A 13947-nucleotide genomic window follows, 5' to 3' on the forward strand; every position below is an offset into this window, starting at 1 on the left:
CGCCCGCCAATGCTGTTACGTGCGCCGACCCACGAAAAGTTTCGACCGGGGGCCAGGTGGCCGTCGCCAGGGGTTGCCATTCGGCCGCCTGCCACGCCATTCAGCCGGCCAGATTACCGTTCGCGGAAAAGGGGTTTCGCGGGCCGAGGCCGGCCGGTAAGTTTGGGTCATTCAACCATCAACAACCCAACCACCGCCCATGAAAACTGCTGCATTTGCCCGCCGCCTGTCTTTTTCGCTGTTGCTGCTGAGCGCCGCCGGGCCGGCTTTTGCCGCCGGCTCCGCTGCCACGTCCGCCGCCCAACCCGTGGCCGACAACCCGGCCCGGCATCCCGCCTTCACGGTGCGGGTAGTGGGCAAGGGCCAGCCCATGCTCCTGATTCCGGGCCTGACCTGCCCCGGCGCGGTCTGGGACGAAACGGTGGCCCATTACCAGCGCCGATACCAGTGCCACATTATTTCGCTGGCCGGCTTCGGCGGTGCGGCTGCGGCCGCCCCATTGGCCGACCCGCTGTTGCCCGCCGTGCGCGACCAGCTGTTGGCCTACATCAAAACCCAGCAGCTGAGCCGGCCCACTATTGTGGGCCACAGCCTGGGCGGTTTCCTGGCGCTGGCCCTGAGCGCGGCCCAGCCCGAGGCCATCGGCCCACTCGTAATCGTCGACTCGCTGCCCTTTCTGGCCGCCATTCAGAGTCCGGCTGCTACCGTGGAAACCGCACGGCCCATGGCCGAGCAACTGCGCCAGCAAATGAAGCAGGGCCACCAGTCCGCCGCCACCCAACGCCAGATGGTGGCTGGCCTGGTAACCGACACGGCCCGCCAGGCCCAGCTGATGCGCTGGGGCTCGGCCTCGGATGCTCCCACCGTGGCCCAGGCGATGTACGATATGTACACCATTGATTTGCGGAACGATATTGCCCGCATTCAGCAGCCGGTGCTGGTGCTTGGGGCCTGGGCCGCCTACGCGCAGTACGGCTCGACCAAGGAAAGCACCCGCGCCATTTTCACGCGGCAGTACGCCAGGCTGCCGCAGGCCCGCATCGAGATGTCGGAAGCCGGTCGCCACTTCCTGATGTACGACGACACGGCTTGGTTTCTGGCCCAGGCCGATGCCTTTCTGAAGCAGCCAGCCGTGGCCAGAAAATAATTCGAGCAGGCCCGGCTGGCCACATCCGGGCCGCCCTGGCCTGCGGGCCGGCGTTGTATCTTGCCCACTGCTTATTCATTCGTAACCATGCCCCGCTCTCCGGCCCGCCCGCGCTTGTATTGGATTCTTCAGGTGGGGGGCTGGGCAGCGTATGGGCTGCTGGGCGGCGTGCTGGCGGTGGTTTTCGGCAAGTTTCAGCTGGTACTTATTCCCGTCGAAGTCATCGTGGCGGGTTCGATGCTGCTGGGCAGCCACCTGCTGCGGCTGTACCTGCGCCGCCACGGCTGGACGCACCTGCCGCTGCCGGCCCTGCTGCCCCGGCTGCTGCTGGGCAACCTGCTGGTGGCCATAGGCAGCATGGCTCTCACCGGGGTGCTGGTAACACTGCTGTACTGGCTGCTGGACCCGGTGGGCCAAACCAAGCAGGGTTTTCCGTGGCTGCCGTACGTGGGCTACACGGCCAATTCGTTTTTCTTTATGCTGCTGTGGTCGGGGGTTTATTTCAGCCTGCATTACCTCGACAACTACAAGCAGGCCGAAATCGACAAGTGGAAGCTGAACGCCGCCGTGCGCGATGCCGAAATGCGGACGCTCAAGGCCCAGATTAATCCGCATTTTCTGTTCAATGGCCTGAACAACATCCGGGCGCTGGTGCTGGAAAACCCGGCCCGCGCCCGCGAGATGATGACCCATCTTTCCGACCTGCTGCGCTACTCGCTGCAGCTGAACACCCGCGAGCAGGTGCCCCTGGCCCGCGAGCTCGAAACCGTGGCCCATTACCTCACCCTCGAAAGCCTGCAGCTGGAAGAGCGCCTGCACTACACCCTCGACGTGGCCCCCGCCACCCTGGCTGCCCAGCTGCCGCCCATGACGTTGCAGCTACTGGTCGAAAACGCCATCAAGCACGGCATTACGCCCCGGCCGGGCGGCGGGGCAGTGCACATTTCGGCCCAACTGGAGGGGCCGGCGCAGGTACTCATCACCGTGCGCAACCCCGGCCGCTACCAGCCCGACCCCGTTGCGCCCGACCACACCGGCATTGGCCTTCCCAATGCCCACGAGCGCCTGCAGCTGCTGTTTGGGCCCACCGCCAGCCTGCGCGTGGGCAACGACGCGCAGTTGCCCGATACCGTGACGGCCGAGCTGCGCCTGCCGCTGGGCGTGGCGGCCCATGTGGGCGCTCGTCATCCTGAGCTTACGAAGGACCTTCTCACCGCTGAACGGCTTGCAGAAAATCGTGCGGCGCAGGCATGAGAAGGTCCTTCGCAAGCTCAGGACGACAGACCAAACTCATTCACTCATTCACCCATTGCCCATGAATGTGCTTCTCGTTGACGATTCGCGCCTGGCGCGCACCGAGCTGCGCCACCTGCTGCAAGCCTTTCCCGACGTGAGCATAGTAGGGGAAGCCCGCCACGCCGACGAGGCCCGTGCCCAGATTCAGGCCCTGCGGCCCGACTTGCTGCTGCTCGATGTGCAGATGCCCGGCCAAACCGGCTTCGAGCTGCTGGCTTCGCTGGAAGCGGCCCCGCACGTCATTTTCACCACGGCCTACGACGAATACGCCCTGCAGGCCTTCGCCGTGAATGCGCTCGACTACTTGCTGAAACCGGTGGAGGAAACCCGGCTGGCGGCCGCGCTGGCCAAGGCCCGCACGCGCATCAGCGCCCCGGTACCGGCCGATGCGCCCGCCGCCGGCCCCGTGGAGGAAGCCCCGCTGGCCCCGCTCACGGCCCAGGACCAGGTGTTTGTGAAGGATGGCGAGCGGTGCTGGTTTGTGAAGCTGGCCGATATCAAGCTCTTCGAAATCAATGGCAGCTACACCCGCATTCACTTCGAAGGCCACCGCCCGCTTATTCCGCGCACCTTGCAGCAGCTGGAGGCGCGCCTCGACCCCAAAGTGTTTTTTCGGGCCAACCGCCAGCAGATTATCAACTTAAAGTGGATTGCCAGCATCGAGCCTTGGTTTAGCAACACGCTGAAGCTGCAGCTGCGCGACGGCCCCGAAGTGGAGGTGTCGCGGCAACAGTCGGCCCGGTTCCGCGAGTTGCTGAGCTTGTAGGAACAGCGCCAGCGGCCGCCGCAAAGTGTTCAGGCGCACACTTCGGCCAGCAGCAGGCAGTTGCCGGCGGGGTCGAACAGCTCCAGCTGCATTACCCGGTCGTTCCAGGGGGCTTTTCGTAGCGGCGGGGTCGGGAAGGCCGCTTCCTTTTGCAGCAGCAGGCGATGAAACGACAGGAGGCCCGCGAAATCGACCATGGCCCGCGCACCCGCGCTGCTTTCGTTGGGGTAGTTGGTGAGGTGAAGCACGATGCTGCTGCGCGAAACCTGCAGGTAGTACCCGCCACTCGCCGGCCGCTCTTCCCAATCGATGCTGAACCCCAGCCAGTCAATGTAGAACGCCACGGCCAGCGCGTAGTCCGTAATCTGAAAAACGGGCGTGACCATGAGGAATGGAGGAAGAAGCTTTGTTAATTGAGTAATGCTATTTAATGGAAATATAGCGCTTTATTGGTGGTTTACCGTGCTGCTTATTTCGACGCGTTTTGCCCGAACGTACGAATACCCCGGTAGCGCAGATTGCATGTTCTTGGCCCGCTACCTTTAGCCCATGCTTTCCTTTAGTGAATATGACCGCCTCGACGGCCTGGCCCAGGCTGCCCTCGTGCGCTCCGGCCAACTCACGGCCGCCGAGCTTTGCGCCGCCGCCGTGGCCCGCGCCGAAGCCGTGAACCCGCAAATCAATGCCGTGGTGCATCCGCTCTACGAGCCCGCCCGGCAGCGGGCCGCCACCGGGCTACCGGCCGGTCCGTTCGGCGGTGTGCCGTTTCTGCTGAAGGATTTTGGGGCGCAGTACGCTGGTGCGCCGCACACCTCGGGCAGCCGGGCCCTGCGCGGCTTCGTGCCCATCGAGGACGCTGAGTTGGTGCGCCGCTGGCAGGCCGCCGGCCTCAACGTCCTGGGCAAAACCAACACCCCCGAGTTTGCCCTGATGGGCGTGACCGAGCCGCTGCTGCACGGCCCCGCCCGCAACCCCTGGCACCTGGGCCACACGCCCGGCGGCAGCAGCGGCGGGGCAGCGGCGGCCGTAGCAGCGGGCATTGTGCCCGTGGCCGGGGCCGGCGACGGCGGTGGCTCGATAAGAATTCCGGCGGCCTGCTGCGGCCTGTTTGGACTGAAACCCAGCCGGGGCCGGGTGCCCACCGGCCCCGAGCAGGGCGAAAAGTGGCAGGGCGCGGCCGTGGAGCACGTGCTCAGCCGCTCGGTGCGCGACAGCGCGGCCCTGCTCGACGCGACGGGCGGCCCCGACGCGGGCGCGCCCTACTTCCTGCCCAACCCGGCCCGGCCCTATCTGGAAGAAGTGGGCCGGGAACCCGGCCGCCTGCGCATTGCCTTCAGCCTGGGCCACCCGCTGGGCAGCGCCCTGCACCCCGAATGCGCCACGGCCGTGACGGAGGCTGCGAAACTGCTCGAAAGCCTGGGCCACGACGTGGAAGAAGTGCCGTTGCCCTTTGATGGCCGCGCCGTGGCTTCGGCGTTTCTGATGCTGTATTTCGGCGAAACCGGGGCCAGCATTGCGGCGCTGGCCAAGCACCTGGGCCGCCCGGCCCGGCCCCGCGACGTGGAGCCTACCACCTGGCTGTTGGGCCTGCTGGGCCGCACCTACTCCGCCGCCGACTTCGCCGCCGCCCGCCACTCCTGGAACGACCACGCCCGCGCCTTCGGCCGCTTCCATCAGACCTACGACCTGCTGCTGACACCCACGCTGGCCACGCCGCCCGTGCGCATCGGCGAGCTGCAGCCCAAGCCCAGCGAGCAGCTTTTGCTGAAGCTGGTGAACACCTTTGGCCTCGGCGGCCTCATCCGCCGCTCGGGCATCGTGGAGCAGCTGGCCGAACAGAGCCTCGAAAAAACGCCCTACACCCAGGTGGCCAACCTCACGGGCCAGCCCGCCATGTCGGTACCCCTGCACTGGACGGCCGACGGCCTGCCCTGCGGCGTGCAATTCATCGCGAAACTAGGTGCCGAGGACGTACTCTTCCGGCTTGCCGGGCAGCTGGAACAGGCCCGGCCGTGGTTTGCCCAGCGGCCGGCGCTGTAGCACGCGCTTTTAGTCCGCGTTTTGCCAAGGCACGGCGTGACTCTGGCCGGCTATTTTGGAGAACTCAGCCGTCCCTCAATCGAGCCGTTTAAACAGGCCCTGGCCTTTGGAAGAGTAATTCCACTGTTGCGTTGAAGCCCGCTGGTGAGCGTTTGCCGGAGCTACCGAGTCGCGTAGGGCCTGCGATGCGCTGCCCGCCGTCAGGCTGCCACGCAACGGGTTGGTCATGCGGTAGTGCACGCTGTCGGCGGTGACATCGATGACCTCTAGTAGGCCATATTGTCGACCATCATCGGTTACGTCGAATTTGTAGCGGGTGCCAACTATTTCCTGGGCCGGAGCGGTGCTGATGGTCGTCTCGGTCGTGTTTTTTTGCCCGTCGAAGATATTGATGAGCAGGCTGATGATAAGGAATAAGCCGAACAGCGCGAGCAGCGCAAAATGCGTGAGCGGTGTTTTGGCCTGCCGTTGAATCTCCTGCACGGGAGCGTGGTAGCTAGCAGGCATTTCGCGGGCTGTGAGCACCTGCTTGCAGTGCTCACACACCGTCACGCTGAACTTGCCAATGGGGAAAGCCGGTATCCAGAATAAATGCGCGTAGCGCGAGAAGACTGTGCACGAAAGCGCTCCCGGCGTTTGGCATTGAGCGCAGGCCAGGCGGGAGAGCGGCGCGATTGCCATGACCGCGTTGCGGACTCCAAATAAAAATAGCACGACGAAGGAAAACGAGGGGTAGAAAGGGTACTTTGCAATCGACTGAATTTGGCACCAAAAAGCCCCAATTGGCGCAGTAATTGGGGCTTTTTGGTGCTGTTGGGCGAGTTGTTTTCGCGCCTGCCTACTTGGCAAAAATCTCGTTCAGCACGCCGGCCAGGCGAATGCCGGCTTTGAGGACCTGCTGCTGGGCCACGGGGCCGAAGGTGGGGTAAAAGCGCCAGTCGAACCTGGGATTGGCGGCGGCAGCGGCGTAAACAGGGGTGCACAGTTGGTACGATTCAAACAGCCAGGTCGTCATGTCGTCCTTCTGCCATTGCTTGATTTCGGCGGGCGTGGCGCGGTCGTAGGCCGTCGTCATCTCGGAGTAGGTGAAGCCGGGGTATTCCAGAATGGCCGTGTCCCACACGCTGTGCAGGTTAGAGTCGTCCTTGGCGCGCCAGTTCACCACAATGCCGTTGCCGCCCTTGTCTTCGGCGTGGCCTACGTGCAGGGGCTGGTGCACGTCGCCCACCAGATGAATGAGAAACTTGAGGGCCACGCGCTTCTCGTCGGTGGTTTTTTTGGGGTCTTTCAGGTCGCGGCGGGCTTGCAGCAGGGCGGTGTAGGCGTTGGTGGGCGCGGCCGGGGCCAGTAGGGCGGGGTCGTTCAGCTGGGCCACGAAGGCGGCGAAGTCGAGCCCGGTAGCCACGTTGAGGTAGTGCCAGGGAGCCGTTTCCTTAAACTGCGGGTCGGCGCGCAACTCGTCGGCCCAGGTGCTCACCAGGGGCATTGTTTCCCAGCCCAGTAGCTGGCTAACGCGCTGGCGAGCAGTAGCGGTAAGGTGGTTTTCGGCAATGCGGGCCACAGCCCGGTGCCCCAGCACGCCCCAGGCGCGGCCCGCGTGCGGCGCAGCCAGCAGCAACACAACGAATAAAACCAGCGACCGGGCACTCACAGAACGAAACATGCGAAAGTTGAAATAAAAGAAGGAAGAAGAAACCGGACTTTATCCGGATGAAATTGGCGTAACGTGCGCCAAACCACAAAGCTACACTGAAACTGAGATTAGCAGGGAGGCAAGAATTGTGAATATTCGAGCAGAAAAGGTAGCTTTACCCCTTCACCTTTGCCCGCCGATTTATTCCGGAGGCGCTTTTTAATTCTGCATGGAGCTGGACCCGCTCGTCGACTCGCCCACCGTTTTCATTGGCCACGATGTCCTAAATCATTGTCTGTATGCCGACTGGCGCGGCGACTACAACCAGGAAATGTCGCGTTCGACCTGCCGCATGCTGCTGGCTGTGCAGCGCCAGCGCCCTTGCCCCAAGCTGCTGAACGACTACTCGAGCATGACGCGCAGCACCGTGCAGCTCACGCAGTGGGGCGAGCAGTGGCTGGCCGATATGCAGGCCGCCGGCTTGCGCTGCATTGCCTGGGTGCTGCCCCACGACCCCCTGGCCCGCCAGGTAACCGAAGACCTGGTGCAGGCCATCGACGCACCCCGCGGGGTAGCCTTTCTGGATGTGGCCTCGGCCTATTCGTGGCTGCGCCGGCAGGTGGTGCCGGTAGTGCCGCCGTCTACCAATTAGGCGGTAGGGGCGTACCCGGGCCTTACCTCGTTCAAAAAAGCAGACCAGCCATGCCCACCACCTACACCAACCCGGTCTTCGACGATAATTTTCCCGACCCCACCATCCTGCGCGCGCCCGATGGCTGGTACTACGCCTACGCCACCCAAACCCGGCGGGCCGGCCGCGTCATCAACTTGCAGGTGGCCCGCTCGCGCGATTTGGTGCAGTGGGAGGACCTCGGCGAGGGCCTGCCCGAAAAGCCCGTATGGGCGCAACAGAGCCAAAAAATATGGGCCCCGCACGTGAGCTTGCAGGCGGGCTGCTACTACCTCTACTATTCGGCCCGGCCCGACGGAGCCGACGCCCTCAGCCTGGCCGTGGCGGTGGCGGCCGGGCCCGCCGGACCCTTCGTGGATTGCGGCCGGCCGCTGCTGGCCGGCCCCGGCTTCACATGCATCGACCCCATGGCCTTCGACGACCCCGCCACCGGGCAGCGCCTGCTGTACTGGGGCTCGGGCTTCGGGCCCATCTGGGTGCGTGAGCTGGCCGCCGACCGCCTGAGCTTTGCCCCGGGCAGCGTGGCGCAGGCCGTGGTGCAGCCCAGCGGCTCGGATGATAAAGCCGACTACCACCGCCTCATCGAAGCGGCCTGGCTGCACTACCGGGCCGACTCGGGCTGGTACTACCTGTTTTTTTCGGGCGACAACTGCTGCGGTCCGCATGCCCACTATGCCGTGTTGGTGGCCCGTGCCCGCCACGCCACCGGCCCCTTTGAAGTGCAGGCCGCCCCGGTACTGGCCGCCAACGCCCACTGGCAGGCCCCCGGCCACAACTGCGTCATCACCGATGCGGCCGGCCACGACTGGCTGGCCTGCCACGCCATCGACCCGCGCCAGCCCACCTTCGAAGCCATCGACGACTCGGAAGGCTACTCGCGCCGGGTGCTGCTGCTCGACCGGCTCACTTACACCCCCGGCGGCTGGCCCGCCGTGGCGGGTGGCTCGCCCTCGTGGCGGCCCCAGCCTGCGCCCACGGTATAGCGCGATATTATTTTTGTCAGCTGGATATCATGATTCAGGCGCGATATTTACAGGATGCGGGCCAACTACTACACGCGTACATGCTGGTTGCTGGGGTTGCTGCTGGCATTGCCAGCCCGGCCTGCCCGGGCGCAACAGCCCGTAGCCGCCGATACTACCCGGCCCGCGCTGGCCGCCCCCAGCGTGGTGCCCGCGCCCATTGCGCCCACGGCCCAAGTGCCGCGTCGCCGGGTGGGCTTCGTGCTGTCGCTCGATAACCGGCAGTCGTTCGTGCAGGCTTCGGCCGTGCACATCATCGGGCTGAACGCGGGTATTGTGCTGCCCAACCGCCGCTGGCGGGTGGGCTTAGGTGCCTACACCCTCAGCCGCAGCTACGGCGACTTGTATGTGTATCAGATTAGAAACGGCAAGCGCACGAAGAAAATTATTGACACCCTCACGCCTCAGCTCGACCTCACTTATTTCACGCCCAATGTGAGCTACGTGTTTTTTCAGCGGCGCTGGCTCGAAATCAGCCTGCCGGTTGATTTCGGCCTGGGTCGCAGCCACTACACCGAAACCAACCAGAACAACCAGGTGAGAACCGATACGCGTGGCCTGTTCTTCCCCGTTGAGGCTGGCGTGAACGTGCTGATAAAGCCCTTCCGCTGGCTGGGCGTGAGCGGCAGCGTGGGCTACCGCAAGTCGGTTTTCGAAATCGATTACAAGGAGGATTTCGACGGCTCGTACTTCAGCTACCGCCTAAACGTGTTTGTGGGTGCCATCTGGCGCGACTGGCGGGCCTACCGCCTCCAGCGCCGCCCGGCCGCGCCACCACCCACCAAAAGCGCCGAATAGGCCGAGCAACGCAAAAAAAGTGCCGCTTCCGCGCCGCCCGTCAGTTATCCGGGCCAGCGACAACCGGTGGGTGGGCACTGGCTTTCCTCGGTGCGAAATGAAATTTTGCGATACCCCGGCCATTACCTCATCCCTGAGGGGCGCGCCGTCCGTATCTTCGGCAGCACTCATTTCCCTCTGCTGATATATGGCCGCACCGCTACCTTTTCCTTGTGTTTTACGGCCGGGTCGCGCGTGGCTGCTGGCCGCTACGGTGTTGTTCGTTGCGCTGGCCGGCCCGAGCCGCGCCCAGGCCCCGCCGACTACCGCCCAAGCTCGCTGTCTGATGCTGCCAATGGCTCCCGCGCAGCGGGTGCAGCGCTCCACCCTGGTGGTAGAAGCGCAGGTGCGCGACGCCCAAAGCTTCTGGGATGCCGGCCACCATCGCCTTTTCACCCGGCATCGCTTGCAGGTGTTTTCGCTGCTGAAAGGCCAGCCCACCGATACTGCCGGCCTCGTGCTGCTCACCGAAGGCGGCCGCCTGGGACTCGACCAGCAACTCCTCACCAATACGCTGAACCTCGCGCCCGGCCAGCGCGGCGTGTTTTTCCTGATGCCGGCCCCCTGGCCCGGCCTGCCCGCCGCCGGCCGGCCGCTCACACCGGTGGGCAGCCAGCAGGGCTTCATCGAAGTAAACCCCACCGACGGTACTGCCGCCGAACCCTTCCGCACCTACCCGGCGCTTGACGCGGCTTTTTACCAACGCCTGGCCAGCCTGACGGGGCAGGCGCGGCGGGTGCTGCACCCATTGCCGGCGCTGCCTAAAGTGGCGGCGGCCCGGCCGGCTGGCACGCTGGCTCCGTTGGTCACGGGCCTTAGCCCCCTCAGCCTGCCGGCGGGGGCGGGGGCGGTGCTCACCATTAGCGGCAGCGGCTTTGGCAACAGCCGAGGAGTGGGCTTCGTCGAGTTTCGCAATGCCGATGACGGCGGTGCGACCCGCGTAAAAGCCCGCGAAACCGATTACCTCGCCTGGACCGATACCCGCATTCAGGTGCGAGTGCCCTCGGCGGCCAGCGGCGGCCGTCCTGCCGGTTCGGGCCTGGTGCGCGTCACCACCGACGGGCTGCTGCCAGCCGAAAGCCTGACGCCCGTCACCGTCATCTACGCCCTCACCAACGTGGAGAGTACCGACGGCAACCTCCTCCAGCGCCCTAACCACGTTGCCCAAAATGCCAGCGGCGGCATCAGCTTTCAGCTCGGCCCCAACTTTGTGGCGGCCCCTACGGCGGCTTGGCAGCGGGCCCTGGCCTCGTGGCGCTGCAACACAGGTATGAACTGGGAGGGGGCCGCCGGCCCCAGCAACGCCATTGCCGACGACGGCGTGAACGTCGTCGCCTTTGACCAAGGCACTCAATTGCCCGCCCTGGTGCTGGGCCGCACCACCAGCTACTACCGCGGCTGCTACGCCCCCAACGGCGCGGTGGTGTTCTGGGTGAAGGAAATCGATATGCAGTTTGATGATGCTGCCAACTTCCAGTTCGGCCCGGCTAATGCCGTCAGTCCGCAAGTCGATTTCGAAACCGTGGCCGTGCACGAGCTGGGCCACGCCCAGCAGCTGAGCCACCTCATCCTGCCCGGCGCGGTGATGCACTACGCCGTAGCCCGGGGCCAGAATGCCCGCACCCTGAGCACTATCAGCGACATTGCCGGCGGCCGGCAGGTGTTGCGGGTGCGCAGCTTCCGCAACCTGGGCTGCGGCGGCCCGGCAATGTTGCCGGCCCCGCTCACGGCGCTGGCGGGCACCTACGCGGCCGGCACCGGGGCCACCCTGAACTGGACTACCCGCGACGAGTGCTTCCTGAGCAGCTTCGTGGTAGAGCGCAGCGTCGGGGCCGATACCACCAGCTGGCAGCGGGTGGGCACGGTGGCCACCCGCCCGCCCGCCGCCCAGTACAGCTTCACCGATGCGCAGGCCCCCGCCGGCCTGCGCTACTACCGCCTGCGCCTGGTGCGTCCCGATGGCTCGCTCGACAACACTGCCTCCGTGCTGCTCAGCTCCGAAGGTGCTACGGCGGGCATCTTCCCCAACCCCGTGGCCGGCGAGGTACTGCAGCTGCAATATCCGGCCGCGGCGGCGGGCGTGGTTGCTTTTCGGGTGTACGACGAGCAGGGGCGCCTTGTGCGCGCTGTCAGCCTCACCGTGGCAGCCGGCCTTGGTCTGCTTAGTATCGATGTGGCCGGCATTCGCCCCGGCTTCTACCTGCTGCGCTGGCAGGATGCGCAGGGGGGCACCGGCACCCGGAAGTTCATGCGGGAGTAGCGCCGCCAGTGTGCTGCTTCTACAGGCTGCGCGTGGTGGGTTCGGCTGCTGCCCGGGCCGCCGGCGCTACCTCGTAGCGGCTTAGTTGCGCCTCGTCGAGGTTGCCGTTGAGCCATTCGCTCTCGATGTTGGCCCCCAGCTTTCGATAGAAGCCGATGGCGGACTCGTTCCAGTCGAGTACCTGCCACTTCATGCGCACGGCTCCGGTGGCGCGGGCCTCGGCCACCACCGCATCGAAGAGCAGCCGGCCCAGGCCACCGCGCCGGGCGGCCCCGGTTACCACCAGGTCTTCGAGATAAAGCATCCGGCCCTTCCAGGTGGAGTAGGCCGTGTAGTAGAGCGCCAGGCCGATGATGTCGGCCGCTGCATTCTCCAGTACGAAAAAGCCGAAAATGGGCTCCGGCCCGAAGCCGTCGCGCTGCATGGCGGCCAGCGTGTTGGTCACGGCATCCGGAGCCTTTTCGAACTCAGCCAGCTCTTTAATGAGGCCCAGTACCTGGGGCAAGTCGGTTTCCACGCCGCGGCGCAGGGTGTAGTCAGCAGTTGTCAAGGTCGGGCGAATACTTAAGGGTGGAAGTCGAAACGAACAGCAACAAAAATGAGCAATGAAAAACGCCACTGTGGACATTGTTCATTGCTCATTAATAATTGCTCATTGAGCAAAATTACATTTGCGGCTGCATCTTCTTGATGTCTTCGGTGGCGTTCACCGCGTTCAGCTCGCGAAATTGTTCGGGCTTCTTGGCCCCCGAGGTGGTGTCGGGCGCGGCGGGCAGGGGCGGCAGGGCGGTGGTGACAATGTCGTCCTCGCTATCAACCGAGGGGCCGCACGAAGGCAGCGTGAGCGACAACAGGGCAGCGGCCAGCAGGCCGGGCAGGAGCGTTTTTTTCATCGATGAAATTGCAAATAGGGCCGCAAGTTACGCACGCTTGGCGGCTTGTCATGCGGAAAAGTAGGACTTCGGGTAGCCAATCGGTAATTGGTCGCCCGGAATTTTACTCTACGGTCCGGAACCACGCAATGCCGAGCGCACCCGGCATCAGGCGCACCCGCACCAGGGTGCCAGGCCGAAGTCGCTGGTACTGCGTGCGGCTTACATGCACCCCCGCCGAGTCACGCAATGGCCCCCACGGCTGCACAATGGCCATAAATCCGGAAAACTCATCGTTGTTGATATACTTGCGGAGCAGCCGGGGCGCATAGTAAGCTGGTAGGCCCGCGTCGAATGCCACGTTATAGGCCACCGGAGCGCTATACCCGAAAAACAGCGCTGCTGTCAGGATAATAATGAGCTGTCCGGAATCCCGGTTTTTGCCCACCAAGTGTCGCCAGCTACCGGCCACCAGCAGTAGGGCAAAGCCTCCACCCACCGGATACGCCCACCGTTGGACGGCCGCCACGCTGACCAGTTCCATATCAAACAGCATTCTGACAAACAAGCCAACTCCCGGCAAAATCAGGGCGAAGCCGAGCGACGCGGTCCCACTGCCATCTGGTTCATCGGGCCGCAGCAGGCCCGGATACAGCCCCTGGGCCACTGCCGCCCCGAGTGGCAGCAGAATGCCTGCCATCACGGCCAGCGTATAGGGCGCGGGGTAAAAAATCAACCAGGCGGCAACTATCCAGCTAGCCCGGTTTAGTAGCCGGGCGGTCTGCTGGGCTTCGGTGCGCTGTTTGGTCCGGGCCGTTTGCCCGGCCGGCGAAGCAAAGGGCTCGGGCGGAACATTGGTTTCGGTGGCCTCCTGCGGACTGAGGTTTGGATAGTAGCTGGTTATCCAACGGGCAATTTTTTCTATTTCCTCGGTGAGGAGGCCAATTTTCACAGGCCGCTTGCGCGCATCGACAGGAAAGAGGCGCAGGTAATTCTTGCTTATTCGGTAGCCCTTAATCTCGACCCAGACCAGCTGGTGGCGGCCCAATACTCCGCTTTCTGTAATGCCTTCGGTAGTGATAGTGATGTAGCCCCAGGCAGCCTCCATCAGGCCGTAGAGGAACAGCAGGGCGAAGCCAAGGGGGATTAGGCAATAGAGCGCCGTAAGTAGCGGCATCGGTTTTCCCCGCCACCAGAGTAGCGGCATGCCTACGAAAAGCGCTATCAGCAGCGGTGCGACCACACCCATAAAAATGCGCCAGCCGCTAGCCAGGTAGTATTTGCGAAACTCAGGCAGCGGCACGGACATGAGGTGCAAGCATAAAAGGATGGGTGAGAAGAACGGCAAAGATGGTTGCCGCTCGCATTTTGCTGCCCGCTTAC

At 64.4% G+C, this 13947-nt stretch carries 14 protein-coding genes; 8 read left to right on the forward strand and 6 right to left on the reverse strand.

Translation table 11 applies throughout. The annotated features are described in order from the left end of the window. The first annotated feature begins 199 nt into the window (after positions 1-199). From ABIB44_RS12345 to ABIB44_RS12355, 3 genes are all read left to right on the forward strand, one after another. On the forward strand, positions 200-1147 hold the full coding sequence (locus tag ABIB44_RS12345) for an alpha/beta fold hydrolase (protein ID WP_354584971.1): 948 nt from the start codon (positions 200-202) through the stop codon (positions 1145-1147). 87 nt (positions 1148-1234) lie between these two features. After that, complete coding sequence (locus tag ABIB44_RS12350) at positions 1235-2401, forward strand: sensor histidine kinase (RefSeq protein WP_354584972.1); 1167 nt, start codon at positions 1235-1237, stop codon at positions 2399-2401. Between the two features lie 61 nt (positions 2402-2462). Beyond that, positions 2463-3209: a LytR/AlgR family response regulator transcription factor gene (locus ABIB44_RS12355; protein ID WP_354584974.1), complete on the forward strand. Its 747-nt coding sequence runs from the start codon at positions 2463-2465 to the stop codon at positions 3207-3209. A gap of 29 nt (positions 3210-3238) precedes the next feature. Here the strand turns inward: ABIB44_RS12355 and ABIB44_RS12360 are convergent, their stop codons facing one another. Then, positions 3239-3595 carry a glyoxalase superfamily protein gene (locus ABIB44_RS12360; protein WP_354584975.1) on the reverse strand — a complete coding sequence of 119 codons (357 nt, stop codon included), beginning with the start codon at positions 3593-3595 and terminating at the stop codon, positions 3239-3241. Between the two features lie 163 nt (positions 3596-3758). Between ABIB44_RS12360 and ABIB44_RS12365 the strand changes: the two genes are divergently transcribed. Beyond that, on the forward strand, positions 3759-5249 hold the full coding sequence (locus tag ABIB44_RS12365; protein ID WP_354584976.1) for an amidase: 1491 nt from the start codon (positions 3759-3761) through the stop codon (positions 5247-5249). A 75-nt stretch (positions 5250-5324) separates the two neighbouring features. Here the strand turns inward: ABIB44_RS12365 and ABIB44_RS12370 are convergent, their stop codons facing one another. Then, positions 5325-5930, reverse strand: a complete 606-nt coding sequence (locus ABIB44_RS12370) for a hypothetical protein (protein WP_354584977.1) — start codon at positions 5928-5930, stop codon at positions 5325-5327. 157 nt (positions 5931-6087) lie between these two features. Further along, on the reverse strand, positions 6088-6912 hold the full coding sequence (locus ABIB44_RS12375) for a S1/P1 nuclease (protein WP_354584978.1): 825 nt from the start codon (positions 6910-6912) through the stop codon (positions 6088-6090). A gap of 199 nt (positions 6913-7111) precedes the next feature. Between ABIB44_RS12375 and ABIB44_RS12380 the strand changes: the two genes are divergently transcribed. The 4 genes from ABIB44_RS12380 (at position 7112) to ABIB44_RS12395 (ending at position 11692) form a co-directional block, all read left to right on the forward strand. Next, the gene (locus ABIB44_RS12380) at positions 7112-7534 is read left to right on the forward strand and encodes a hypothetical protein (protein WP_354584979.1); all 423 of its coding nucleotides are present in this window, start codon (positions 7112-7114) and stop codon (positions 7532-7534) included. A 50-nt stretch (positions 7535-7584) separates the two neighbouring features. Beyond that, the gene (locus tag ABIB44_RS12385) at positions 7585-8556 is read left to right on the forward strand and encodes a glycoside hydrolase family 43 protein (protein ID WP_354584980.1); all 972 of its coding nucleotides are present in this window, start codon (positions 7585-7587) and stop codon (positions 8554-8556) included. Positions 8557-8610: 54 nt separating this feature from the next. Further along, positions 8611-9393, forward strand: a complete 783-nt coding sequence (locus tag ABIB44_RS12390) for a hypothetical protein (protein WP_354584981.1) — start codon at positions 8611-8613, stop codon at positions 9391-9393. Between the two features lie 187 nt (positions 9394-9580). Then, the gene (locus ABIB44_RS12395; RefSeq protein WP_354584982.1) at positions 9581-11692 is read left to right on the forward strand and encodes a T9SS type A sorting domain-containing protein; all 2112 of its coding nucleotides are present in this window, start codon (positions 9581-9583) and stop codon (positions 11690-11692) included. 19 nt (positions 11693-11711) lie between these two features. Here the strand turns inward: ABIB44_RS12395 and ABIB44_RS12400 are convergent, their stop codons facing one another. The 3 genes from ABIB44_RS12400 to ABIB44_RS12410 all read right to left on the reverse strand — a co-directional run bounded on the left by ABIB44_RS12400 (position 11712) and on the right by ABIB44_RS12410 (position 13873). Further along, complete coding sequence (locus ABIB44_RS12400; RefSeq protein WP_354584983.1) at positions 11712-12242, reverse strand: GNAT family N-acetyltransferase; 531 nt, start codon at positions 12240-12242, stop codon at positions 11712-11714. A gap of 115 nt (positions 12243-12357) precedes the next feature. Further along, positions 12358-12585 carry a hypothetical protein gene (locus tag ABIB44_RS12405; RefSeq protein WP_354584984.1) on the reverse strand — a complete coding sequence of 76 codons (228 nt, stop codon included), beginning with the start codon at positions 12583-12585 and terminating at the stop codon, positions 12358-12360. 103 nt (positions 12586-12688) lie between these two features. Continuing rightward, complete coding sequence (locus tag ABIB44_RS12410; protein ID WP_354584985.1) at positions 12689-13873, reverse strand: hypothetical protein; 1185 nt, start codon at positions 13871-13873, stop codon at positions 12689-12691. Positions 13874-13947: the final 74 nt, after the last annotated feature.

The sequence above is a fragment of the Hymenobacter sp. UYCo722 genome, assembly GCF_040547115.1.
In the GTDB taxonomy this organism is placed as follows: Bacteria; Bacteroidota; Bacteroidia; order Cytophagales; family Hymenobacteraceae; genus Hymenobacter.

What these genes read in the sequence shown, in the direction of transcription:
- ABIB44_RS12345 (WP_354584971.1), top strand. Translation starts at nt 200, where the DNA reads ATGAAAACTGCTGCATTTGCCCGCCGCCTGTCTTTTTCGCTGTTGCTG.
- ABIB44_RS12350 (WP_354584972.1), top strand. Translation starts at nt 1,235, where the DNA reads ATGCCCCGCTCTCCGGCCCGCCCGCGCTTGTATTGGATTCTTCAGGTG.
- ABIB44_RS12355 (WP_354584974.1), top strand. Translation starts at nt 2,463, where the DNA reads ATGAATGTGCTTCTCGTTGACGATTCGCGCCTGGCGCGCACCGAGCTG.
- ABIB44_RS12360 (WP_354584975.1), bottom strand. Translation starts at nt 3,595, where the DNA reads ATGGTCACGCCCGTTTTTCAGATTACGGACTACGCGCTGGCCGTGGCG.
- ABIB44_RS12365 (WP_354584976.1), top strand. Translation starts at nt 3,759, where the DNA reads ATGCTTTCCTTTAGTGAATATGACCGCCTCGACGGCCTGGCCCAGGCT.
- ABIB44_RS12370 (WP_354584977.1), bottom strand. Translation starts at nt 5,930, where the DNA reads ATGGCAATCGCGCCGCTCTCCCGCCTGGCCTGCGCTCAATGCCAAACG.
- ABIB44_RS12375 (WP_354584978.1), bottom strand. Translation starts at nt 6,912, where the DNA reads ATGTTTCGTTCTGTGAGTGCCCGGTCGCTGGTTTTATTCGTTGTGTTG.
- ABIB44_RS12380 (WP_354584979.1), top strand. Translation starts at nt 7,112, where the DNA reads ATGGAGCTGGACCCGCTCGTCGACTCGCCCACCGTTTTCATTGGCCAC.
- ABIB44_RS12385 (WP_354584980.1), top strand. Translation starts at nt 7,585, where the DNA reads ATGCCCACCACCTACACCAACCCGGTCTTCGACGATAATTTTCCCGAC.
- ABIB44_RS12390 (WP_354584981.1), top strand. Translation starts at nt 8,611, where the DNA reads ATGCGGGCCAACTACTACACGCGTACATGCTGGTTGCTGGGGTTGCTG.
- ABIB44_RS12395 (WP_354584982.1), top strand. Translation starts at nt 9,581, where the DNA reads ATGGCCGCACCGCTACCTTTTCCTTGTGTTTTACGGCCGGGTCGCGCG.
- ABIB44_RS12405 (WP_354584984.1), bottom strand. Translation starts at nt 12,585, where the DNA reads ATGAAAAAAACGCTCCTGCCCGGCCTGCTGGCCGCTGCCCTGTTGTCG.
- ABIB44_RS12410 (WP_354584985.1), bottom strand. Translation starts at nt 13,873, where the DNA reads ATGTCCGTGCCGCTGCCTGAGTTTCGCAAATACTACCTGGCTAGCGGC.